This is a genomic window from Cylindrospermum sp. FACHB-282, from assembly GCF_014697195.1.
Lineage (GTDB): Bacteria > Cyanobacteriota > Cyanobacteriia > Cyanobacteriales > Nostocaceae > Cylindrospermum.
In genome coordinates this window covers 1-25,048 of record NZ_JACJRJ010000053.1, presented here as the reverse complement: position 1 = coordinate 25,048, position 25,048 = coordinate 1, and the positions used below count along the sequence as shown (strand labels likewise).

Genomic DNA, 25,048 nt, shown 5'->3' with positions numbered 1-25,048 from the left:
TCTACTTAGGTAGTATGGTAATACTATTACCAACAGGACACATTTTAGTTTAAATCACAAACAACATTTCAACGCCAAAGCTTATTCTCTAAATCCCGCACTTGACGCTCTAAACGGTCAATTCTACCCCGCAGCTCATCCACTTCAGACTGGCGAGCCACCCCCAAATCCTGCATCATATTCCGCATTTGCCGTTGCATTTGCTCTTCCCAGGCTCCTTGCTCCAACTTTAACTGCTGTGCAATATCATCCATTACCGCCTTGGCTTGCTCAGGATTAAGCTTACCATCCTTAACCAATTCATCACCCACTTGGCGCAGTTTGTCTGCAACCAAAGACGTTGTACCAATACCCAGCATCATTATCTGCTGCAACCAGTTGTTGCTGTCCATACTCCCTTCCTCTTACTTGTGGCCAACCAGCGGATCTTTACTGATCAATCTACCCAATCAGGGTATGCTGGAAGCGTGGTTATTCTAGCCTACAGCTCTATTCTGGCAAATTTGGGAAAACAGGGTATCCAAGCAAGTACCAATCGAACTACTCAAATTTAAACTTACCCCCAAACAGCAGGAAAAGTTTATCCAGAAGAATACACAGATTTGGACAAAAGCGCCGGCTCACTATCCGGGACTCCTGGGTAAAGTAGCTACCAACCTTCAAACAGGAAAAAAATGATCATGAACCAGCCTGAGATCATCCTCATTGCTGCTCTAGCTGCGTCAAATCGAGTCATGGGAAAAGATGGCAAGTTACCTTGGAGCATTCCCGCAGATTCTCAGAGATTTGTGAATTTAATCATCGGTCACGCCGTAATCATGGGGCGAAAAACTTGGGAATATGACCTTGAAAAGCGCCCCATACATCAGTGCTTCAATGTGGTTGTTTCTGCTTCCACCCCTGAAGATGAAATTGCCGAATTACAGCTTCAATACTCATCTAATTTGCTATTTGTAACTTCCATTTCAGAAGCCTTGCAGAAAGTTAGCCATCATCCACAGGCTTTTATTGTAGGCGGTGCTTCTATTTATAGCCAGACATTGACTTTAGCACATACCTGGGAACTCACTTTAGTAGACGGAGATTTTGAAGGCGATACCTTTTTCCCTGAATACGAATTCCTGATTGGTAATCAGTTTGAAATGGTAAACCTAGAACCTCAACCAGGCTTTAGATATGAAACTTACAAACGAATTCTTTAGAACCTTAGACAAGCGGAAACTTCCCCATACCTGATGTAAAAGGCTATGTCCAGATTACGAAAAATATCCCACATTCAACCCCAGAACAGGCGTCTCGCCTGTTTAATGGCAGGCAAGATGCCCGCCCTACATGATCATTTAATAACTCTAAAAAAAGAATAATCAACTAAACCAAGTAGTTAGTTATACTCGTAGTTACAAAGTTAGCAGACACGAGTATTATGGTTGACTGGTTATTCGTTTGGGGAGTTACTCAGGCTGTCGGATTTGTTTTTAAGCCCATTTTAGAAGACTTAGCCAAAGATACCGCTAAAGATTGGGCTAAAGATTTATTAAAAGGCTCACTCAACAATGTTTTACTACCCAAAAAGAAACCTATAGAAATTGCTGCGGGTAAAGCACTGAAAGAATTTTTGCAACTAGTACAGCAGCAGTTAGAAGTTGCAGATGTTCCCGAAGCAGAATTAAAAAACTACACCAAACCGTTAAAGCAATTTCTCAAAGATAAATCTGTTCAAGAGGTATTGGGAAGCGCCTTTAAAGAAGATTACCAAAACATAGATTATGGCAAATTAGCAACTATCTGGAATCAGCTTAAATTATTATCACTGCCAGAAGATTTTAACTGGAAACAAGTTTCTAAGCCATATCTCAGTAAAGTTAAAGCCATTATCCGCGAATCTGAGGATTTACGCGCTATACTAGATTCCCAAAACTTAGAAGTAATTCAGCAAAACACTAAGGCAATTGCCGGAATAATACCTAATTTTGACTTAGAGAAATATCAAGAAGGAATTAAAGAGTGCTACAGCAACATCAAATTAGATAGTTTAGATACAAATGGTTCTGCATATAACGAATTGAAACTATGGCGAATATTCGTCGCTCAAAATGTGCGAGAAATCCGTGAATTATTGCCACAAGTCCACGAAATACCCAAAGAACACCAAAAACGCCTGCGAGAAAGTGACCAATTAGAAGCAGAAATTAAGTTAGAAGAGTTAGAACGCCACAAACGAGTTTATTTTGAACAGCCAATCCGCCTAGTTTTAGATATTATTAATGATAAGCGAAGTTATAAATATATAGTGATTTTGGGAGATCCCGGTTCAGGCAAATCTACCTTGTTGCAATTCCTGGCTTTGAATTGGGCAGAATCACCTCTCAACAATGTAATTTCTCAGCCAATACCCTTATTAATCGAATTACGAACTTATATGCGAAATCGAGAAGAGGGACATTGTAAAAACTTCCTAGAATTTTTCCATCAATGCAGTGGTGCAATTCATCATCTCAATCAACATCAATTACATGAACAGCTAAAAGTTGGTAACGCTTTGGTGATGTTTGACGGCTTAGATGAAGTTTTTGATCCAGGGAAGCGAGAAGATGTAATTACAGCTATTCATCGCTTTACTAACGAGTACCCTAATGCGCGGGTAATTGTGACTTCTCGCGTCATTGGCTACAAACCACAACGGTTGCGAGATGCCGAGTTTAGTCACTTCATGCTGCAAGATTTAGAGACAGAACAAATTCAAGATTTTATCACCCGCTGGCATGATTTAACCTTCAGTGATGAGGCAGATAAATTTAAAAAACAGGAGCGATTGCAAAGGGCAATTAATACCTCAAAATCTATTAAGGAACTTGCAGGAAATCCCCTGTTATTAACAATGATGGCAATTCTAAACCGTCACCAAGAATTACCAAGAGATAGACCAGAACTTTATAACCAAGCATCGCGGGTACTGCTACATCAATGGGATGTGGAACGCGCTTTAGTGGAAGATGCTAGAATAGACTCAAAAATTATTGATTACAAAGATAAACAAGCGATCCTGCGTCAGGTAGCCTACAAAATGCAGGCAAATGATCAAGGGTTATCTGGCAACTTAATTAGTAGAAGTGATTTAGAAAAAGTTCTGATTGATTCTCTCAAAAAATCAGAAGTTGATAAACCCAGAGAAGTTGCAAAAGTAATGATTAATCAATTACGGACTCGCAACTTTATCTTGTGTTTTGTAGGTGCAGATTGCTATGCTTTTGTTCATCGGACATTTTTAGAATATTTCTGTGCTTGTGAGTTTATTTGGCAATTTAAAGAAACGCAAACGCTTTCAATTGAAAAACTCAAGCAAGAAGTTTTTGGCAAACATTGGCAAGATGAATCTTGGCATGAAGTTTTGCGATTAATTGCGGGAATGGTTGAACCAATATTTGCTGGAGAGATTATAGATTATTTAATATCTCAAAATGGAGAAGAGGAAAAGTTCATCAACCTCTTTTTAGCGGCTGAATGTCTTCTAGAAGTGAGAAATAGCCAGGCAATTAAGTCAACATCTGATAAGTTACTTGATGCGCTAAAAGATTTAACTAAATATGACATCAATTACTATTATGACTTTTATCGAGATGAAGAAAAAAAATTAGTCCAGAAGATTCGCACTCAAGCAATCACCACAGTTGCAACCACTTGGAAAGATGACCCAAAGACAAAATCTTGGCTAAAACAACGCGCTACCTCTGATGATAATGAGTTTGTGCGAAGTACAGCAGTCCAAGAATTAGCACGGGGTTTCAAAGATGACGCTGACACTTTACCCATCCTCAAACAACGCGCTACCTCCGATGATTCTGGGATTGTGCGACTTACAGCAGTGCAAGAATTAGCGCGGGGTTTCAAAGATGACGCTGACACTTTACCCATCCTCAAACAACGCGCTACCTCCGATGATTCTGGGATTGTGCGACTTACAGCAGTGCGAGAGTTAGCGCGGGGTTTCAAAGATGACGCTGACATTTTACCCTTCCTTAAACAACGCGCTACCTCCGATGATTCTGGGATTGTGCGACTTACAGCAGTGCGAGAGTTAGCGCGGGGTTTCAAAGATGACGCTGACATTTTACCCTTCCTCAAACAACTTGCCACCTCTGGTGATAATTGGATTGTGCGAGGTACAGCAGTGCAAGAATTAGCGCGGGGTTTCAAAGATGACCCTGACACTTTACCCATCCTTAAACAATGCGCTACCTCTGATGATTCTGGGATTGTGCGAGGTACAGCAGTGGAAGAATTAGCGCGGGGTTTCAAAGATGACCCTGACACTTTACCCATCCTTAAACAATGCGCTACCTCTGATGATAGCGATGTGCGAAGTAGAGCAGTCCAAGAATTAGCGCGGGGTTTTAAAGATGAGCCGGAAATGTTTGAATTGTTCTACAATTGTGCTGTCAATGACCCCTTTGAGGATAGTCATAGTCCTTTGAACAACAATCCTCGGCGAGTTGCACTTGAGATAATCATCAAGCAATATCCCAAGCATTCCCAAACTCTACCACTGTTGCGCAATAGGGTAGAAAATGACCCAGATGAGATAGTGCGCGATTTTGCTAACAAGAAATTAGCAGAATTAGAAAAGCAAGAAAAATAGCATCCAAAATTATCCCGGTTTGGTTAGCTTGTTTACTTCTCGAAGATGCCTCCAACCCGCTTAAAAAGGGGGGCTAATTTCATTGATTTATTTGCGCCATTTTCAATGGGGTAGGACTTAACTGACAGGAAATAGCAAATATGGGGTATGGTTTGTGTCATTAAACATCCTCATTCGTGGGTTAGGGAACCCACCCTACTAGTAAGATGGGTAAAAAGGTGCTTCAAAAAATTATCAAAAAAGCCTAAAAAGAGGCTAAATTTTTGCGGTGCATAAGTCCTAGTAGGTTAACTCGTGGGGGATAAGCTGACAATCCTATAATGTGCATACCATCATTTAATCTAACTCTTGTGGGGTGGGCATCCTGCCCGCCCTTGATGTTCAAATTAAAAGCCCAACAGCTTATTATCTGAACTGTATTGAAGCTTGTCGGATTTTTCAACCTATGTAGAGAATTTTGGGGAGAAAACCTTCGACTTGATGAAGCTTTGATTCAACCGCTGACAGATATTGCAGAGGTGACAGCATCCATTCTAGATTTTAATAATGATGAGCGAATTCTGGAACGGGAATTATTGAAAAAAGTTGCAACGAATGAGCAAATCTCGCTAACTAACGTCCCAGTATCCAGGTAACTGCTAAAAAAGCAACGCTAAATGTGACGCTAAATAACCAATTATCGAGGCGTTGTTGGTTTTTTAGTTGTGTTTGCAGCCTACATCCTAGTTCTCTGCAATTATAATCAATGTGTTCCCGCAGGTGTTCAATTTCTCCGCGTAGCTCCCATAGAGAATTATCTGCTGTAACACTAATACTATCTACATTTGTTTTTATTCTTTGCAGCGCTTCTTTATCGGCTTTAACTTCTTTTACCAAATTAAATAATTCTAAATTGATGGTTTCTAAGTGAGATTGTGTGTTCAGCAGTTGTTTCATATCTGATTGTAGCTGCATAACTTGGTTGACTCTAATTTCTAGCTGTTGAGCTAATTCAGTTACTTCTTTTTTGTCTATTTCTACTTGAGATGCTAATTGTTGAACTGAGTTTATATCTTGATTCCATTGGGTGTCAAATATTGGTAATTTTTTATCTATATCTGCTAGCTTCTCTTGAAAATCACTGATTTTTTCAATGGCAGATTGTAATTCTTGATGTAAATTAGCTATATTTTCTGCATTAGTGATTTCTGATAATGTTTTGACGATATGATTATGAATATTTTGAATTTCAAAATACCAGTGCTGAATATCTTTCTCAACATCTTGAGTATGAGCAGCAATGCCTGCGATTTCTAATTTAATTAGATCAGCCTTATCTACTTGAACTTCTACTGCTGAATTTACTTGCTGGGTTTTCTTTAAAACCTGTTCGGCAGCAAGAATGCCCATATTGATTTTATCAAATAATGTATTTAATTGATATACTATTTCTTTGTCTGTGTATTTAATCATTTATAAATCCCCTAATTTTAAAATGCATATTTAATAAATTAAAGTTTAGTGCCAGGATAATCAATATAACTAGAGACTGATATTGATTAGCTACATCACTACAGCACTGATTTTTAGCTAAAGATATGGTGATGGGGTTCAACAAAATCTCCTATAGCTTTTATTGCTACTTTAGGCAAGGGATTGAGCAAAAAAAAGCAAAATTTGCTCAACTTTCTGAAAAGTAGCCGAAAGTAGTTTTTGCGTCTCACAAAAGGCTGACACAATAATTTTGATATTTGATTTGTCATAAACTATTAAGCACCCTTAATATTTGAGAGTGTTTGTTAAAGCCTAATTATTCACTTGAGAGTTTTCAATAATCTCAAGTCGCAAACAGAGAGGCGATGCCTTCAACTAAGTTGCGAATATGCTGATCAATATTTCACCTATATGTCTAGGAATTATGCACCAAATTTTAGAAATCCTCTGTTTTTCCGAGTTATCTGGTATTCAACGCCGTAAATTTTTCATTTTGAGAGAAATCTGAGGGTTGGTGGATGCTGTTAGCGTTATACCAAGAAAGAAAAATGATGGCGACAGATAGACAGAGAAAACCCAGATACACCAAGCGGTTTCCAATCCAAAATCTAAAATCCAAAATCCGAAATGGTATTAGCTCCTAGCTCCGCGAGACTCTGAATTTTGGTGATTTTGAATTCGGCGAATCTTTTTTTGCTTGTAAATGGCTAGAATAAAATAGTTACTTACCTATAACCTTCAGGTTTTGGCTACTGTATCTTGTTCCCGTTGCCATCAACTCATTGACAGTCAGGCTATTACTTGCCCTAATTGCCGTATAACTCTCAAAGCTTATGGACATCCCGGAATTCCCTTGCATCGCGCCACTAAGGACGGGTATCTGTGTAACTCCTGCACTTATCACTTTGATGATACCTGTAACTTTCCCCAACGCCCCTACGCCAAAGACTGTACTCTCTACCAAAATATAGAAGAGACCAAATTAGAGTTGCAACAGCAGCGACATGCCAGCAGCTTTGGTGCGACTGTGAAAACCTGGCTCAAGCACCATCAGGCCTTATTACTGCTACTAGCTTTATTATTAGTTTGTTTGCTGATTGCGCTGTCAACATCTTGACAAAATGTGAGTTTGATAATTATTTTACCAACCAGCAGCAAGTATGTTTGTCAACTCTTTGGAGCGGATATCTACAAATGGCTTGCTTTGTTTGTCAGAGTTAGCAACCAAAGCTGTTAAACAATTACAAATTAAGAATTAAAAAATCTCTCTTTAAACCCTTTCCCAGTAGGGGATGGAGCAGGTAACTAAAGAGAGATTGTCGTGCCGCAGGCTACCGCAAAGGAAGCAAAGGACAGGTGGGAAGAAGGGTTTGAGAGAGTTCTGGCGTAAGTCCTGTGATGGTATGCAAATTATAGGATTGTCGGGTGATCGCGGCTCTCAGTTGGGTGCAGCCAAGATATCAGCGCTATATTAGGTTACCCAAATAGGCGGGAGATATTTTTACACTGCGGGTATTTTCGGTGTTTCCGCAGTAAATTCAACCGTCTTTGGGATTACTTGTTCATTAAACACGTCTAAGTCGAACCAAAAAGTGGTGCCGATGCCGACTTCACTCACCAAATTGACTTTACTGTGATGTCTGTCGATGATATTTCTGACAATGGATAGACCCAAACCAGTGCCTTCCAGGGTATGAACTCGGTTTTCTACACGGAAGAAGCGGTCAAAAATTGACTGTTGGTCTTCTGGAGCAATGCCAATTCCCGTATCAGCGATTTCAATCCGCACAATCGAGGGTTGATTATGAGCCTTGGGTTTGGGATCTAGTTGGTAAGCGCGAATCGCTACTTTGCCCCCTGCCTGAGTGAATTTTAGAGAATTCCCAATCAGATTGCCAAATACTTGTACCAATAAATCATAATTACCGACGACTAGGGGCAAGTTAGGGGCAAGTTCCTGAATCAGTTCAATGCCTTTATCCTTAGCATTGAGTTGGTAAGTACGGAGTGTTTGCTCGATCGCTTGGGACAAATCCACCCCATCGAAGTTGTAGTTGCGACCAGATTCGAGTTTTGATAAATCCAAAACATCGTTAACTAAGCGGGTTAGGCGATCAGTTTCATGGTTGACAGTTTGGAGAAATTCCTGCCGTTCTTCTACACGCAAGTCTTCGCCGTAATCGTGCAGGGTTTCGATATAGGTTTTGATGTTAAATAGAGGCGTTCGTAGTTCGTGAGAAACGTTGCTGATAAATTGGCTTTTTGCCTCGTTGAGTTCGACCTCACGGGTGATATCTTGGACGGTGATGGCAATGCCTTTGATGCTCTCCCGTTGCAGGTTGAGTACTGTAGTCAAGAGAATGCGGAGTGTGCGCTGGGCTGGTTGGTTAATTGGGATGCGAAACTCGGCACTTTCGCGATCGCCTGCGGCCATTTCATATAAAGGGCGGGTGATTTCCATTTGCACTGAGGAAGGCAAGTGATGCAACACATTGCTACCTACCACATCCACCCCTTCCCAGCCAAAAATTCGCCGCGCTGTCGGGTTGACTAAAATCACCTGCATATTGTTGTCGATCAGTACAGCACCGTCGGCGATGGTGGAAACGAGAGTTTCTAACTTGGCTTTTTCTGCTGTAATTTCCTCAATATTTTGCTCGTCATAACTTTCTAAGCGCTGTGCCATGTCATTAAAGCTTAAAATCAACTCTCCCAGTTCGCCTCCTAGGGGTAAGTCAATTCGCTGCTGAAAATTCCCTGCGGCAATTTGTTTAACTCCCACCAGTAGCTCTTTAATTGGTTTGGTGATCGTTAAAGCGTTAATTACTCCTGCCAAAATCACCATTACCCAGATCGTGATGAAAACGGCGATGGTGACATCACGGGTGAAATTGGTGGAGATAACTGATGTCTGGTTGGGGTTGATGCCGATCGCCAACACACCTAAATATTTTTTATCGACGATCAGGGGAACAAACACATCGGTGACTACCCCATCTGGGGTTAGATGTTGCCGCACCATCGGCTTTTCCCCATCACCAGGGTAATCTTCTGGTAGTTGTATTCGCCGCTGAATAGTCAGGGAGTTTTCAACTTCCGCTTCCCAAAAAGGAATACCAAAAAATATTTTCCCTGTTTGATCAGCATAGAGCATATAACGCACGCTTGAGGTGCTGCTGTAGAAGCGTTGGGAAAATTGGGCTACCTCAGTGAGATTATTCTCAGCAATTAGCGGAGCTACATTAGCAGCTAGCAACAGTCCTAGGTCACGACCGAAGCGGGTGTCATTCAGACGTGCATCTTGCTGAATTGTATTCACCGCCCAGAAAGTGAGACCGCTCATCACCAACGAAACTACTAAAGTTGCCACAGCCAAAAGCTTGGTTTGGAGAGTGAACTCCGACCACCAATTGGCGAGTGTTTTCGACACGCCGTAGGCAAACGCTTCTCTGATTGTTGTTAAAAAAGCCAGCATTTTCAATACAGTTGTTAGTAGTTTTTTTTGTCAACCCCAACAACTAAAAAATTAACAGTTAATTTGATAAATATGTTAGGGGGGAAATCGGGAGTTGGGGAGTTGGGATAACTCAGGACGGGCTAAACGCCCCGCTACCGCTAACAGAACTCAGGACTGAGGACTCAGGACTCTGTGACCGATATCTCTACGGTAATACATCCCTTCAAACTGAATATATTTGATTCCAGCATAAGCTTGAGCGATCGCTTGCTCAAAATTGGCACCAGTTCCCGTGACATTTAAAACTCTGCCCCCATCTGTCACCGCTTGGTTTTGCTGGTTCAACTTCGTGCCAGCATGAAATACAGTTGCTCCTGCTGCCTCTGCATCCTCAACGCCAGTAATCACCTTGCCTTTCTCGTATTCCCCAGGATAACCACCGGAGGCAGCAACCACAGTGGCAGCAGCCCCCCCTTTCCAAGTAATAGGGGGCATTTCTCCTAACCGCTGCTGTACACAGGCCAAGATTAAATCTTCTAGAGGTGTTGCCAATAGCGGCAGAATCACTTGGGTTTCCGGATCGCCAAAACGACAGTTAAATTCTAAAACTTTAAAATCGCCATCGGGTGCAATCATCAACCCAGCATACAAAACACCCCGGTAGTCAATGCCCCTAGTTCTTAAAGTGGCGATCGCTCTTTCTAATACTTCTGTTTGCACACGTGCCATCAACTCAGGTGTCGCAATAGGCGCTGGGGCATAGACTCCCATCCCCCCAGTATTTTCTCCCGTATCCCCCTCACCAATCCGCTTATGATCCTGAGCAGGCAACAAAGGTCGAATTGTTAACCCATCAGTCAAGGCTAAAACCGAAACCTCTTGTCCAATCAAACATTCTTCAATAACCACAAAATTTCCCGCACTGCCAAACTGCCCCTGGAAAATGGCATCAATAGCAATCTCTGCCTGTGCCAGGGTTTCAGCAACTGTCACACCCTTACCAGCCGCCAACCCATCAGCCTTGACAACAATTGGCGCTCCCTGGGTTTTCACATAGGACTTTGCTGCTGCTGCCTCCGTAAATACCGCCGCCCGTGCTGTGGGAATTCCTGCTTCCTGCATCAAGGCTTTGGCCCAAGCCTTACTCGCTTCAATTTGCGCTCCCACCCTGACTGGGCCAAACACCATCAGTCCCAGGACTTGGAGATAGTCTGTAATTCCCTTTGCTAAGGGCACCTCTGGCCCAACTATCACCAGAGAGATGCCATATTCCAGAGCAACTTGGCTTATGCCCTCAAAGTCATCTACCGCTAGGGGCAAGTTTTGGCAACGTTCCATGGTTGCCGTACCCCCATTTCCTGGCACACAAATAACCTGCTCAATTTCCTTGGATTGTAGCAGTTTCCATGCCAGAGCGTGTTCGCGCCCTCCATTACCTACAACTAAAACTTTCACTTATTTCCTCTTGCGTCCCTTGCGAAGCGAGAATGCTGTGACTCGCAGATCAATTTTTTCACTAATCCTCCTGCTTATGCAAGCCCATCACCAGATTTCTAAGTTTAATTACAGCTGCTCCGCTGGCTACCAGCTTTTGCTACTATGTTTAGGCTGAATTTGCTTTTAGCATTGACCTCAGTAATTTAGTACATTTATAGTTGACATTAATAAAAAACTGAACTTTCCGCTAATTAATTCCAATTTTCCAGTAGTTACTATGTTTTTTTAGCCTTAAACTGGTTAAGTTAAAAATCACTATGAAGTAATAGCAATTATTGGTATCTAGTATTAGCCTATGAATATTCAAATGCATAAAATATCAAAAACATCGGAGAAATGGCTAAAATTATAGTTACCGGAGCCGCAGGGTTCATTGGTTCTCATCTTGTGGAAAAACTATTAGAACAGGGAGAAGAAGTAATCGGCATTGATGAATTTAACGATTACTACGATCCTATATTTAAGCGAAAAAATATTGCCTATTTAAACTGTTTACCAGGATTTACATTAATTGAGGGAAATATTCAATTTTTAGATTGGCAAACACTCCTAAAAGATGTTGAGGTAGTTTATCATCAGGCAGCACAAGCGGGAGTAAGAGCGAGTTGGGGTCAAGGATTTCGCACCTATACCGAACAGAACATTAACGCTACACAAGTTTTGTTAGAAGCAGCCAAAGATGCTCAACACCTGAAAAGTTTAGTATTTGCCTCTTCATCTAGTGTATATGGGGATGCGGAAACATTACCCACCCACGAAGGAATTACCCCCATACCAGTTTCTCCTTACGGTATTACTAAGCTAGCAGCTGAAGGTTTGTGTGGACTTTATCATAAAAACTTTGGTGTGCCCTGTGTGTCATTGCGTTATTTCACAGTTTATGGCCCCCGACAACGTCCAGATATGGCGTTTCATAAATTTTTTCGCGCTGTTTTGGACGATGAAGCGATTCCTATTTATGGTGATGGACTGCAAACGCGGGATTTTACATTTGTTAGTGATCTGATCGCTGCCAATTTAGCCGCCACCACACCCGCAGCAGTGGGGCAAATCTTCAATATTGGCGGTGGTAGCAGGGTGGTTTTAGCAGAAGTTCTGGATACAATGGCAGAAATCGTTGGCAAACCCATTAAAAGAAATTATATAGAAAAGGCGATGGGAGATGCTCGTCACACCGCTGCTGATATCTCTAAAGCGGGGCAAATTCTGGGATATCAACCGCAAGTATCGCTGAGAGATGGTTTGATGCAGGAATGGCAGTGGGTGAAGAAGTTCTATGCTTGATCAATGGTTTAGAGCGGCTGTGTGAGGTGAACAGCCAAAATTGGCAATACTCAGTGAATCAAATTAGGCAATAGATTATAGAAGATGTGCGATGGCTACGCCCAACCCAGGCATCGCATATTGGCGAACACAATGTTTATGATGATATCACCTTGCTGGTGTTGAAACAGAAATAATAAACATAATCATCCTGCCCTATAGTCTCTCCATATAACAATCTCCTCTTGATCTGGGTTAAAAATTAGTAATTTTAGTTGATAGTCGCCAATAATTCTTTGAATAAACTTCCGATTAAAAAACTCATCATAAACATCTACCGGAACTGTTAATAGCGAAAGTATTCACAAAAACCGTCACGACTTTCGCTGTTGTTTTTCGATATTGTTAATTAGACATATAGCAATCCTATTTGATTTGTGAACCTAAAGTGAGTCAGATACCCGACTTCTTAGAGAAGTCGGGTATCTTTGTGTTCACAAATGATTTAGGACTGCTATAGCCCTCTTTTGTCACTTTCCAGGAGGGCAATTTCTGAAAGCCTTATCAACCAATCAATCCAACCTATCCTATTAGAAAAAAATGGGTGTTGTATTTATTCTTAGAAAGAAATTGTGCAATCGCTTGGTAGATAAAAGCTCTAGAATTCAGAAATGGCAAATGTTTTCGGAGAGTGACAGAAGAGCTATAGTTTAAATTCGGCCTTTCTCATCACGAATAGCTAATCTGTTGCCATCAAAATCGTTAAAAAATGCTAACCGCACTTTTTTACCAGGTTCTTGAATTTCGCTTACAGAAATTCCGCTAGATTCCAAATACGCTTTAGCATTGTTTACATCGTCGACAACTATTGTTATTACTGCCTTCCCCGTTCCTGTAGTAGAGCTGATTTGGGTTGCAATCCTCACATCTTCCTTGTTAGGGGCAAAGAACTCCAGCCAACAATACTCTGGAGAACAGACGCTCTTCTCAGTATCCTTGGTCATACCCAGGATATCATGGTAAAAGTTGATGGCTCTCTGCTCAGTGGAGACATTGATCCTGAATAGATAACCTGCGGGTGCTAGTGGGTTTTGTGATTGCGCGTATACTGGTGTGCTGAAACCAATAGCTAAGAAAACAGTTAACAGCAGTCCAATAATTACTCTTTGCAATTTTTGCATTATCTTCGTACCTTGAGTTTTATACAAATTGTTTTGATCTAGCAAATTACTACCTTCAATCAGTGGGATTTAGCCCAATCCACTATCATGGGAGTGGGAACAAAAATTAAAAGTTTTTCTGCCCACATCTTTATAAATAGACGGTTCCCCACCCCAATTTGTGAATTTTTCGAGTTACAGGCATTTTTTCTCCCCAAAAATCCACCCTCAACCCCCAGAACCCTTTTTCTCCTTACCTTTCAGCCGCTGCAAAATCTTATGGACTTCCCCACAAGCCGGATACAACAACTGCTGACTCAAAGCACTTTCATAAGCCTGTATCACCCCCAACCTATAAACTGGGCGGGCTAGAAGCCCACCCCACAAACAAGAAAATTTGGGATGTTTTATTATTGGGAAGTTCCTTAATTAGTTATAATTCCTGCGTCTGTGCAAAAACCAGAAAACCCTCTTTCCTCCTGCAAAGTGCGGTCTTAATGATCAGTCTTTAACCGGACTTGATATAATGTTTAGTCTGCCCATCTATCTATTGCCATTGCTGAAATTCCTCACTGGCGTTGCGGAGTAGGATACTTATTTGGGCGCGACGGGTTTCAAAGTTGGCGGCGATGTAAATTAGTAGGATGCCGACTAGCAAGCCAACAATCCATTTTAGAAAGGAATATTGGAAGCTGAATAACACCATTTGATAAATACTGGTGATGAAGAAGGTGGCTGTGCCAACGTAGAGAAAAGCCCGTACTCGCAAGGCTAATCCGGCAAAAATGGCGATGAGGCTGAAAATTCCGGGTATCCAAGCTGCGTTTTGATGAAATAATATTGCCCAGGCACAAATTAAGCCGCTACTAAACATTCTCAGACTATGGCGACTGTCTTTAGATTCTCGTGGTGTCAATTGGGGATCTACTTGGGCAATATATAGCAGTGATAAGCCGATGGGTGTGATGTACCACAAAGGATCAGTCAAGCGTAAAAAATTATAAAACCAGGAAAATAATGCCCAATTAATCAAGGCTACGCTGAGATAGGTAAACCGGAATTGTGCTGCTCCCTTGGCGAGAAAGATGTAATATACTGCTGTGATGATTAAGGCGATGGGGTTAATTTGTAGTGCGGTTTGCCATAATATGATTAGTGGCAGGATGTATGCGGCTCTTTGCCAAGGTGTTTTTGACCAACCTAAACGTTGCCAAGGTAGGATGTAGAGGAAGTAGGCGACTAAGCAGGCGATCGCAGCATTCCAAGGTAGTAACTGTTGAGCAAACACACGCCCTATAGGCAAACCCTGCAAATAAATACCGAGAACACCTGCTTCTATCAAACCTAGGTAAACCCAGATTTCATCGATTGTTAATTCCCAAACTCTTTCTTCTGGGGCATTAGTTGTATTTTGTCTTCCCTGCCATAAAGCATAACGAATCAAAAATACTCCAGTTGTCAACCCTACATAATGGCTGCTTTGGATGTTTACTGTAATGGCGGCGATGAATAAGCTACTACTCCAAGCCCAGTGTAGATGGGCGATGCTTTTGAGTTCTTGGGGTGTGAGACGGAAATAGCTGATTAGCCAAGGGGACAAGATGCGGTAGGCATACATGATACTAGTTCCCAAAGCCGACATGGCAATCAATCCATCGCCGATTGCGCCGCCTGTGGCTTGGGACATTTGATAAAATAGAAGTTCATAGGCGGAAATTGAGACGCCAATCATTCCCAGGTAAAGCAGGGGTTTGAAGCTTTCGCGGCGTCGCCCTACGCCAATGATAATTAAAGCTACGCCTAGGGTGCAAAAACCTGTCCAGTCGGTAAAGGTGGTAAACCGCAGTAAGACACTGAAGGCACCATAGATCAGCGGTAAAATGTGGAAGCTATTGGGCAGGCTTTCTAGTTGGTATCGTCGTCGCCACCATTCTCCAAAAAACTGCGTTGTTAAACCTAGGGCAATATTGGCGATCGCTATTCTAATAATTGAGTATTCCCCAAATCCTAACCCTTGGGCAACTAACAACTCTAAACACCAACCAATGCTGTAAAATGCTCGGTTTGTCGATTTTCGCCAACTGCGATAGATAATCGCCCCCAAGGTGATTGCTGTGGCGATTAAGTAGACAATTCCGGTAGTAGCAAACCCTTGGTAAAGTAGGACTGAGTGCAGTGTCAGGGTTAATAACTCTAAGCTACATAATGCGATCGCCCATTTATCACTAGCTGCTGCATAAATTACGGCTAATTCACTACCTTGCCTGATTAATGCAGTAGCCCCTAACCATAAACTTAAAATAGCCAAAGCAAGGACAACAAACCAACCCGCTAACCCTAACTGTGGCACCAACATCCACAGCAGCGCCCCGATGAAACTCAAAGAGTAACCGATGGTAATTACCGCAGATGTTTGGTTCCTTAAATAGCGCGTATTCAAGAACATCACCACCACAGCTACACCCAAACCAATTAATCTGGTTCCTGGGGAAAATAAAGTTAGTAACTGGGCAACTCCCACAGCCAAAAGACTCAAATAACTATTGGTAGTGCGTTGGAATGTTGTGCGACTAGCTAAACCGGTGAGGGCTAAAGGTGTAATCAGCCAAATAATTGCCCAATAGTTTTGGATATAAATAACGCGATTCCAGGTTATTTCTGTATTTCCCAGCAAGAGAGCAAAATTAACGGTAGCAAGTGCTAAACCGATATACCAAGCACTACGCCGCCATAGTCCTTCCCCAAGGCTAAATCCCCATTCTGCCAACATGACGACTAACAAAATACTCGCCCAAATTTCTCTACTTAGGGTTGGTAACAGCCAATTGATCATCGCACCAAGTGTCAATACTCCTGTGATGTGAGTCAGGTATACCAGAGGAGGAGGTGAAGCGGGACGGCGTTGCGTAACGATCGCTAAAGTGATGGTAGAAAATAGCAGATTAAGCGATCGCAATGTGGGATTAATTAAAGCGATGCTTGTTAAACAAACCCCCAACAACAGCGTTAACTGTTCGCCAAAAATAGCTAATTCTCGTTTTTGGGTGCGATGTAGGCGATCTGTTAGCGCCACCATCAATATTATGTAGGGAAATAAAGCGATACCCAACAACGCCCAAGGTGCATTTTGCGAATTAGTGAGATTGGTGCCAATGGCAATCCCAGCTTGCTGTAATTCAGCAGGTACTAACCGCCAACCCAGCCAAATCGTCTGTAGGCCAATAAAGAAAATTGCCGCTAAATCATTCTGTAAACTATCCCGCTGTAAGCGACGACTGCAAACCCACAAACCCAACCCACTTACAACTATTGCTTGCAAAGGTTGAGTTATCACCGAAACCACCCAACCCAAAAAAAGCAAAATTCCGCCGAGTCTTTCCCCGATTAAATCAGGGGTGGGTGAAGAATTTGAACTAATTCCATTTTCTACCCCGCTCCCTGCTTGGGTGGAGGCGCTAGAGGTGAGGTTCTTCTGGGCTAACCAAGTCACCAACCAACCACAAATACCAACAGCTAAACCTAACTGAGTAACATCTACCCCCGCCACAAAAATCGCCCGTACCAGCAGCACTAGCAGAGCATAAATAATTACTGTAGCGGATAAACTTATATTTAATCGATTCCGCTGTGTACCTTGATTTTCTTGGGAGTTGGGTAAATTTTGATTTTGATAAACAGTGATGATGGTTGTCCCTATCATTGCCAAATAAACAGCAATCAAGGGAAATCCTGATAAATTCCAACCCCATTGCAGATAACTCAGCCCTAGAATATTTACCAGCGGTAATTTACCAACAGGGGAATTAGTTCTCACTGTGCGGTTGTTGCAGAGTGAAATTGTCATCCAGGAGAGGATAAGAGTTGCGATCGCCATGACAATCCAATTCACAGGATTTTGCCACAACCGGAAGCTATCCATCGCCCAAAAATTGATTGGTACCAACAACAGTGCCACAATCAACAATGTCTGCGCCGTCAACCTCAGATTATTTTGCCTATCCGCCCAAAAGCTGAAACCCCAAAAACTCAAAGAATAAGCCAGTAAAACCCCATATTGTCCAGCCGGGGGGAACCTTTCCCACTGACTCGCCGCCAGCACCCCAGAAGACAGCACCACCAAAAATAAACCTAAAAACAGCAACCAGCGCACACTCAATTCCGCCACCAACGACTGCAACATCGAGGAGACGAAACTGGGTGACCCTGGCTTTACTGGCGTCTCAGAAGGTCGTTTAGCTGGCGCAACAGCTGCAACAGGCAACGCCTCTACAGGGTCAGAAGTGGCAACCATTGCCTGGGGTTTAGGTGCAGCCAGAGATTTAAACGCCACGTGACAAGTGAGATGCTCCCGACATATTTTCCTAACTTGGGCATCAGATATCAAACCCAAGCGCAGTAACCTATCCAGTCCTTCTAATAACTGAGGATGGGAAGATGGCAGCTTAATTTGAAGTGTCAGCGGACGGTCAAGGGGTGATGACATAAGCCGCAGCAGTATAAGTAGATACTTAAATAATGGGTTTAATTAAGGTATATTTTGGCGTAAAATGTGCCACTTATTCGGCTGACTGATGTTAATTTTTAGCCGACATGATCAATACTCAACTGGCACAATTGACTTTATTCAAGTTTTGGTAAAAATATGAAAAACTTTATATCGCAATCCTATTTTATTCAAAAAAGCTTAGATTCCCGACTTCTCTAAGAAGTCGAGAATCTGATTGATTGTACACGAATGATTTAATTTTGAATTTTTAATTGTTTAAGAATCCTGATGTTTACCAATTAGTACAGGAGAGCCAACAGGTTGAGGAGGAGAAGGTACTGGTTCTTTTGTCACCACTAGGGTTGCTTTATCTAAGCTGCAAACATTACTAGGAATAGGAAAGCTGTCAAAAACTGTTCTTGTCAAACTAGCATTAAACTGTCCACAAGCAATTTTTTTGTCACCAACTACTGCCCAAAGCCGATAAATTTCATTCTCAGGTAACCGAGAGAGATTTTCCGCAACAATTACGAACTTCTGTTTATTGGGAGCAAGGATAATACTTCCCGAAGCAGTGTTCGCATCCACGCCTTTGAGAGCAACCAGTCGAGAATTAGGCTGCTGTAATAGAGCAATAATTTCTGCTTGATGAGCAAGTTGAGCTTGGGTAAGTTGCAACTCTTGCCGCAAACGATAGCCGTCTAGCCCCAGACCTAAAGCCACTAGAGCGGCGATAATCTGTCCCCAAGGCAAGGAAAAGCGCTTTTTTGAAGCAACAGGGATTTCATTGGCTTGAGCCACAGCCAGAATTTTCGAGCGCAGTTGAGGCGAAGGCTGTACTTCAGGAATCTCGTATGGTAAGAGTGCCATGACTTCCTGTAATTGAGCAATTTCCTTGATAATTGCTGGGTTTTGTGCAATCAGCCTTTCTAACTCTTCAGCTTCTTCTGAGTCGAGTTCGTCGAGGACATAACCCGCAATTAATTCTTCTAGGTATTCAGATGAAAAGGAATCAGTCATGACATCATCATCAGCTAATTAATCCAGTCTTGCAAAATTCTTTTCAGCTTGATTAAGCCTTGTCTTGCCCGCGTTTTGACAGTTCCCAAAGGTGCCTCTAAGCGTTGTGCAATCTCCGTTTGACTTAGCCCTTCGTAATAAGCCATAGCTAATACTTGACGCTGATTTTCTGGTAGTTGAGCCAATGCGCTACGCACTTTCTGGGAACGTTCTTCTATAGAGACTTGCTCAAAAGGGTTATTAGTAGGAGGTTGACTAGACATCTGTTGAGACCAGCGGTCTAAAAACTTTAAAGAAGCACCACGAGAGCGGAGTTTATCAATCGCCCGCGAACGTGTCAGAGTGATCAAAAAGCTACTCAAAGAACCACGGGCAGGATTGTAGTTAGGATGCCGCCATAATGCCAGAAAGACTTCTTGAGTCAGGTCTTCAGCCGCTTGAGGATCGCGCAATATCTTCAAAGCTAACCCATAGACCAAATTGGCATAGCGATCGTAAAGGGTTGCCAAAGCGGAGGCATCTCTGGCTGTGAGAGCTTGAAACAGCGCTGCATCAGTTGATTCTTTTAAGTCAGGTTTGTTGTTAGGAGAGTCAGGATGCATTTTGCTCAGTCAGAGAGGGGCAGAAGCAACTTGATTTTTTGTGTCATAGCATTTTGGGCGTTTGGCAAATGGCAAAGTCTGACTCATCTTCACTTAAAGAATACGGCTGACATTGTCAATTGGATGTTTTGGGATAATGTTATCTCATTATGCAATCCAAATTAACTCCTAATCCGTACTTAAGTAAGGAGAATAGTTAATTATGTGTTTGCCAAGGAAAAAATTTATGTCCAATACGGAAAATTCACAAATCATCTTCCCACAGAGTGGGAGCAACTATTCTCCCCGTAGAGGCTTCCCACGCAGCGGTTTTCCGCACTGTATTATTAGTCCTGCTAAAAGAAAAGGGACTACCGGGTGATGATCAGCTTGTGCCCTATGCATTCCTTGACAAGCAGCCTACACCACCATTACCAAAGGCTGGTAGTTGATTAATCAACTTAAAACTAAAAATTAAAAACATCTGGCATCAATGAAATAAAAGTAGTCAGCAACATGAATTGAAAAGAGAGCATAGGTAAAGAAAATTTTCTAGCGTGTTCGCCTACGTAATTCATGGCGACTGTTGGCGACTATCCTGCAAGATTTTTAAAGCCTGATACTGCCGTTATTAAAAAGCCTAAAATTCACAAATTTTCTACCATGTCAACTCTTTATCTTTGTGACCAATTATTTGCGGATATCAAATTTAATGAGATTGGAAGTGTCAACGATATTCCAGTGGAAGAGTACCTTGCTCAATGGAATCAAGATGATGATAAAAAATATCCAGCCTTCACGGGAGAGGAGTTTTTAACCACACATGACACCATCGATGAGCATCCTTATGCTGTAGCATTCGGTGAATTCTTGGATAACGGTATCGACCCGGACACTGCCAATTTGTTGGCATTCGGTGAAAACAGATTTGATTTGATTTCAGATGATTTAAATGATCCACTTAGGCAAACAGCTTTTAAGATTTTTGACCTCTTTGCAAAAGCTGGATATTGGAGTGAATCAGGCGAGTCTGAGCAATAGCCATTAGGCTGGATTTTCTACGGTTTGGAGTAAGTCCTATTAAGACAACTAAGCTTAGTTTAACTCCCTAGAAAATCCCAAATCAAAAACTCTGGCGCTAGAAAATTTAGGTCTTTGGTAACAGCCATAGCCTTTTAAAAAGTACACAAATCAACTGGCTATTTCCGCGTTCAACAGTAGGGAAAAAACACCTCAATAAGGGCAAATATGAGGATAACTGAGGAGAAGTATCACCTCTTTTCTATCAGTTGAAAGTTTGCGGTAGCCTGCGGCACGCCCTCCGGTCTACGTTTCTTTATCCGTCAAAATTTATTTGACAGACTACTAGTCCCTTCGACCCAAATGTTTTTTATCAGTTCAAGATTGATAACACGGGTGATAGTGTTGAAGATGTCGTACTTCAATAATATCTTCTAAATTCTGACTCCTTCGTTTATATTTTCGTGCTTCATTTGATAACTGTCATAAATTACCTTTATTGAATATAAGACAGCAATAGCGAGATTTAGCACTGTACCCAAAAACGAAAAGGGAGCTAACAGCTATCCCATACCTAGACTTTTTGTTAAACAAGTTTTATTAAGCACATTTTAACCGTTCTACTGGTTTCCCATCAATTCCTTTTTTGAATTGTTGAAATTGTTTCCACAGAGCCTTAACTTCTTTGTAAGCCTCGTCAGGAGAGATTAACCCAGATGCTTCTAAGCCACTGATGTAAGCAATTTCTGCGGCTAATTTTTGTAATTGGGTGTTAAAAGCAATATTTTCTGGTGTGGGATTATTGCAATAGAGACTAGGAGGATAAATAAAGGTGTCGATATCTTTTTTTATTAAATGTGTCACTTGCTTGCCCTTTAAAAATTTATTTTACTTTTAAGGTATCAGCCAGTTGCTGAGAAATTATGCAATTATCTGCCCAAAGACAGATTAAATTAGGTAAGTGATGTTGGAATCATGACTAGAAATCAGGGTATAAACACTGCTAGACAAGCAACAGGGAGACACTGCGTTGCCAGGGTTCCCCCGTTGAAGTTAGTGTCATCGGCTCTGCCGACTTGTTAGCGAGAGCTCATCTGCAAAGTCGTCAAGGCAAATTAACACCCTTTTGCTGTTGATAAATCTCCTTAAACAAAGCTTGCTTTATTTTATGATCCACAATGGGTTGAGGATAACCAATAGCATGAAGCTCTAACGGGGGAATTTTACCAGTTACTAAATATTCTGTATCCACAGAGCGCAATTCTGAGACCCATTGCCGGATATATTCCCCATCTGGATCGAACTTTTGGGCTTGACTGGCTGGGTTAAAAATTCGCAATGGTTTAGGATCCATGCCACTGGAAGCACTCCATTGCCAACCGCCATTATTAGCAGATAAGTCTCCGTCAATTAACTTCTGCATAAAATATTTTTCTCCCCACTGGGGATTTATCTGCAAGTCTTTGGTGAGGAAACTGGCGACAATCATTCGACAACGATTGTGCATCCAGCCGATTTCATTTAACTGGCGCATGGCTGCATCAACGATGGGAAAGCCGGTTCTACCTTCGCACCAAGCTTGAAAATGTTCTTGATTGTTTTCCCAAGGGAAGCTTTTAAACGTTTCCCGATAAGCACCTTCGGCTAATTCTGGGAAGTGATACATTGCGTGTTGATAAAACTCCCGCCAAGCTAATTCCTGTTGCCATGTGCGGATACTGGCTTCTGTTTCTTGACTGCGGCTGTTGTCTAATGCCTCTATTGTGGCTTGCCAAACGGTACGAATGCCAATAACCCCAAATTTTAAAGCTGCACTCAGTTCTGATGTGCCGTCTACTGCTGGAAAATTGCGCTGTTCTTGGTATTCAGTAATGGCATTATTGGTAAATGCCTGTAAACGTTCTTGCGCTGCTGCCTCTCCTGGGGGAATAATCAATTCTCCATCCCAGATAAATCCTAAATCTTTGGCGGAGGGTAATTTTATTGCTCCTGCTTGTTTGGCGATTTCCTGTTCATCTGCGGTTAATCCCTCAGCATTTTCCAGTGTTTTTACTGGTTTTGCCTTTGGTTTACTACTCCAATTTTTCCAGAAGGGGGTATAAACGGTGTAAGGAGTTTTCGCACCACTAAAAATTTCTTCTGGTGAGTGGAGGATTTGATCCCAGTTTTGGTTCAGAAACTGGATGCCTTTTTCCGTTAGAGAATTAATTATAATGCGATCGCGTTTTTGGGCGTAAGGCTCCACATCCCAATTCCAAAATACAGCCTTAGCTTTCAATGCCTCGGCTAAATCTGGAATCGCTACCACCGGCGGCCCATGAAGAATTAACAATTGGCTACCAGCTTGAATATATCGCTCTTCTAGCCCCTGCAAACAGCCCAGCATATAAGTTACTCTCGCTGGCGCTATATCATCCCGCTCCAGAATATCAGGATCAAGGCAAAACACACCTACCACTTTTGGACTCTGGCGTTGTGCCGCAGCTAGTCCGGTATTGTCAGCAATGCGTAAATCGCGGCGATGCCAAAACAGAATTAAATCAGACATTCTCTATTGATGGTGGTTCACCTGTACTAGATTAAAGTCTAACGGTACCCTTGAGCATCACTCTACTGATAAATTTAGATCTGACTTTAGGTGAATGCCTCAATATGATATTGGAGTACCCTTGGAGTACCCAAATAGACGATTACGGCTCAGGTTACACAACGACACAAATCACTGATGCAGAAATGCGATCGCCGAAGGCGGGTCTTCTCTTCGAGACGCTACGCGAACGACCATCGCATCACCAAGAACCTAAAAGGTCTGTAAGACTAGAGGTTTACGAAATTAGCAGCAGTCAGGGTCGTAGTATTAACACCAGTCAGCGTTGCCAAAATTTCATTCGTAGAAGTCACCAGAATATTGCTACCTGAGAAACTTAATTGCCCAAAGCTTAAACCACCATACAGTCCAATCAAATCGTGACCCTTGTCGAAATCAGTAATGGTATCAGTACCTTCCCCGGCAGCAAAGGCAAATGTATCGTTACCATTGTCACCAGTGAGGGTATCGCTGCCAATACCGCCATACAACAGGTCTTTACCATTACCACCGTAGAGGCGATCGCTGCCGGCACCCCCGTAGAGGCGATCGCTGCCGGCACCCCCGTAGAGGGTATCGTTACCCGCGCCGCCATCCATGAAGCCGTCTCCATACAAGGTGTCGTTACCATTACCACCGTAAAGGTTATCGTCACCAGCGCCGCCGGTGATGGTATCGTTGCCATTACCACCGTTGATGATGTCGTTACCGCTAGTGCCAAACAGGTTATCAGCAAAATTAGTGCCAGAAAGGTTCACACCGACAGCCACAGTCACCGTAGCAGTATCAGTCAGGCTACCATCGCTGAGGGTGTAGTTAAAGCTGGCATTACCAGAAAACAGAAGATTTGGCGTAAAGGAAACAAAATCATCTGCGGTGTTGCTGGCTGTGCCGTTATTATTCAGGACGGCAGTACCGTGAGTAGCACCGCTGACACCAGTAATGCTCAACGAGGTGCTATCGATATCGGTATCATTAGCTAGTAGGCTACTAACTGCGATGTTGACGGTAGTACCAAAGAATGTGGAAGCACTGTCATCAACAGCAACAGGCGCATCATTAACGGGGGTGACGGAGAAAGTCTGAGTTTGTCCAGTTAAGGTTGCTGTGCCATCAGTGACATCGTAGGTGAGATTAACTGCACCATTAAAGTTGGCAGTTGGGTTAAAGGTATAAGTCCCATTGTTGTTATTTACCAATGCACCGTTAGTCGCAGTTAAGTTGGTAACTGAGAGGATATCACCCGCATCCACATCACTGAAACCTGTTAATAAGTCAGCCGCAGTAATATTGATGGCAGTATCTTCTGGTGTGTTGCTTAAGGTTGCAGTGGGTGAACCTGTTGGCGCATCGTTAACGGGGGTGACAGAGAAAGTCTGAGTTTGTCCAGTTAAGGTTGCCGTGCCATCAGTGACATCGTAGGTGAGATTAACTGCACCATTAAAGTTGGCAGTTGGGTTAAAGGTATAAGTCCCATTGTTGTTATTTACCAATGCACCGTTAGTCGCAGTTAAGTTGGTAACTGAAAGGATATCACCCGCATCCACATCACTGAAACCTGTTAATAAGTCAGCCGCAGTAATATTGATGGCAATATCTTCGGCTGTGTTGCTTAAAATGCCAGTTGGTGAACCTGTTGGCGCATCGTTAACGGGGGTGACAGAGAAAGTCTGAGTTTGTCCAGCTAGGGTTGCTGTGCCATCGGTGACATCGTAGGTGAGATTAACTGCACCATTAAAGTTGGCAGTTGGGGTGAAGGTATAAGTCCCATTGTTGTTATTTACCAATGCACCGTTAGTCGCAGTTAAGTTGGTAACTGAGAGGATATCACCCGCATCCACATCACTGAAACCTGTTAATAAGTCAGC

General features: G+C 42.4%; 19 protein-coding genes. 7 read left to right on the top strand and 12 right to left on the bottom strand.

What is annotated here, in order from left to right; genetic code table 11:
- Nucleotides 1-68: 68 nt before the first annotated feature.
- The gene (locus tag H6G32_RS21980) at nt 69-392 is read right to left on the bottom strand and encodes a phasin family protein (RefSeq protein ID WP_190462142.1); all 324 of its coding nucleotides are present in this window, start codon (nt 390-392) and stop codon (nt 69-71) included.
- 288 nt (nt 393-680) lie between these two features.
- Between H6G32_RS21980 and H6G32_RS21975 the strand changes: the two genes are divergently transcribed.
- The 3 genes from H6G32_RS21975 (at nt 681) to H6G32_RS26550 (ending at nt 5,271) form a co-directional block, all read left to right on the top strand.
- A complete protein-coding gene (locus H6G32_RS21975; RefSeq protein WP_242046688.1) occupies nt 681-1,202 on the top strand; it encodes a dihydrofolate reductase in 522 nt (173 codons plus the stop codon).
- Nucleotides 1,203-1,423: 221 nt separating this feature from the next.
- Nucleotides 1,424-4,636: a HEAT repeat domain-containing protein gene (locus tag H6G32_RS21970; protein ID WP_190462137.1), complete on the top strand. Its 3,213-nt coding sequence runs from the start codon at nt 1,424-1,426 to the stop codon at nt 4,634-4,636.
- 419 nt (nt 4,637-5,055) lie between these two features.
- On the top strand, nt 5,056-5,271 hold the full coding sequence (locus H6G32_RS26550) for a hypothetical protein (protein ID WP_206757976.1): 216 nt from the start codon (nt 5,056-5,058) through the stop codon (nt 5,269-5,271).
- Here the strand turns inward: H6G32_RS26550 and H6G32_RS21965 are convergent.
- Complete coding sequence (locus tag H6G32_RS21965; RefSeq protein ID WP_190462135.1) at nt 5,249-6,088, bottom strand: hypothetical protein; 840 nt, start codon at nt 6,086-6,088, stop codon at nt 5,249-5,251. The genes H6G32_RS26550 and H6G32_RS21965 overlap by 23 nt on opposite strands.
- Before the next feature lie 766 nt (nt 6,089-6,854).
- On the opposite strand from H6G32_RS21965, the gene H6G32_RS21960 reads away from it, so the two are divergent.
- Entirely contained in the window at nt 6,855-7,226 is a 372-nt protein-coding gene (locus tag H6G32_RS21960) for a zinc ribbon domain-containing protein (protein WP_190462133.1), read from the top strand.
- Nucleotides 7,227-7,610: 384 nt separating this feature from the next.
- Here H6G32_RS21960 and nblS read toward each other — a convergent pair whose 3' ends face one another.
- On the bottom strand, nt 7,611-9,584 hold the full coding sequence (gene nblS / locus H6G32_RS21955) for a two-component system sensor histidine kinase NblS (RefSeq protein ID WP_190462131.1): 1,974 nt from the start codon (nt 9,582-9,584) through the stop codon (nt 7,611-7,613).
- A 150-nt stretch (nt 9,585-9,734) separates the two neighbouring features.
- Nucleotides 9,735-11,021: a phosphoribosylamine--glycine ligase gene (purD, locus tag H6G32_RS21950; RefSeq protein ID WP_190462129.1), complete on the bottom strand. Its 1,287-nt coding sequence runs from the start codon at nt 11,019-11,021 to the stop codon at nt 9,735-9,737.
- A 378-nt stretch (nt 11,022-11,399) separates the two neighbouring features.
- Here purD and H6G32_RS21945 point away from each other — a divergent pair, with 378 nt between their 5' ends.
- The gene (locus H6G32_RS21945) at nt 11,400-12,347 is read left to right on the top strand and encodes an NAD-dependent epimerase/dehydratase family protein (protein WP_190462126.1); all 948 of its coding nucleotides are present in this window, start codon (nt 11,400-11,402) and stop codon (nt 12,345-12,347) included.
- A 185-nt stretch (nt 12,348-12,532) separates the two neighbouring features.
- Here H6G32_RS21945 and H6G32_RS26905 read toward each other — a convergent pair whose 3' ends face one another.
- From H6G32_RS26905 to H6G32_RS21920, 5 genes are all read right to left on the bottom strand, one after another.
- A complete protein-coding gene (locus tag H6G32_RS26905; RefSeq protein WP_309232622.1) occupies nt 12,533-12,688 on the bottom strand; it encodes an element excision factor XisH family protein in 156 nt (51 codons plus the stop codon).
- Nucleotides 12,689-13,036: 348 nt separating this feature from the next.
- Nucleotides 13,037-13,552, bottom strand: a complete 516-nt coding sequence (locus tag H6G32_RS21935) for a VOC family protein (protein ID WP_206757975.1) — start codon at nt 13,550-13,552, stop codon at nt 13,037-13,039.
- Between the two features lie 481 nt (nt 13,553-14,033).
- Complete coding sequence (locus tag H6G32_RS21930; RefSeq protein WP_190462122.1) at nt 14,034-17,969, bottom strand: DUF2157 domain-containing protein; 3,936 nt, start codon at nt 17,967-17,969, stop codon at nt 14,034-14,036.
- Nucleotides 17,970-18,248: 279 nt separating this feature from the next.
- On the bottom strand, nt 18,249-18,992 hold the full coding sequence (locus H6G32_RS21925) for an anti-sigma factor (protein ID WP_190462120.1): 744 nt from the start codon (nt 18,990-18,992) through the stop codon (nt 18,249-18,251).
- A gap of 14 nt (nt 18,993-19,006) precedes the next feature.
- Nucleotides 19,007-19,594 (bottom strand): sigma-70 family RNA polymerase sigma factor, encoded by a 588-nt coding sequence (locus tag H6G32_RS21920; protein WP_190462117.1) that lies wholly within the window; start codon nt 19,592-19,594, stop codon nt 19,007-19,009.
- A gap of 266 nt (nt 19,595-19,860) precedes the next feature.
- Here H6G32_RS21920 and H6G32_RS21915 point away from each other — a divergent pair, with 266 nt between their 5' ends.
- Nucleotides 19,861-20,025, top strand: a complete 165-nt coding sequence (locus H6G32_RS21915) for a hypothetical protein (RefSeq protein ID WP_190462168.1) — start codon at nt 19,861-19,863, stop codon at nt 20,023-20,025.
- A gap of 124 nt (nt 20,026-20,149) precedes the next feature.
- Nucleotides 20,150-20,614 (top strand): hypothetical protein, encoded by a 465-nt coding sequence (locus tag H6G32_RS21910; protein WP_190462115.1) that lies wholly within the window; start codon nt 20,150-20,152, stop codon nt 20,612-20,614.
- Between the two features lie 579 nt (nt 20,615-21,193).
- On the opposite strand, the gene H6G32_RS21905 is transcribed toward H6G32_RS21910, so the two are convergent.
- The 3 genes from H6G32_RS21905 to H6G32_RS21895 form a co-directional block, all read right to left on the bottom strand.
- Nucleotides 21,194-21,457: a DUF7219 family protein gene (locus H6G32_RS21905; RefSeq protein ID WP_199328210.1), complete on the bottom strand. Its 264-nt coding sequence runs from the start codon at nt 21,455-21,457 to the stop codon at nt 21,194-21,196.
- Between the two features lie 241 nt (nt 21,458-21,698).
- Nucleotides 21,699-23,141, bottom strand: a complete 1,443-nt coding sequence (locus H6G32_RS21900) for an FAD-binding domain-containing protein (protein ID WP_190462113.1) — start codon at nt 23,139-23,141, stop codon at nt 21,699-21,701.
- Between the two features lie 269 nt (nt 23,142-23,410).
- Nucleotides 23,411-25,048, bottom strand: a 1,638-nt coding sequence (locus tag H6G32_RS21895; RefSeq protein WP_190462107.1) for a cadherin-like domain-containing protein, incomplete at its 5' end; no start/stop codon positions are given.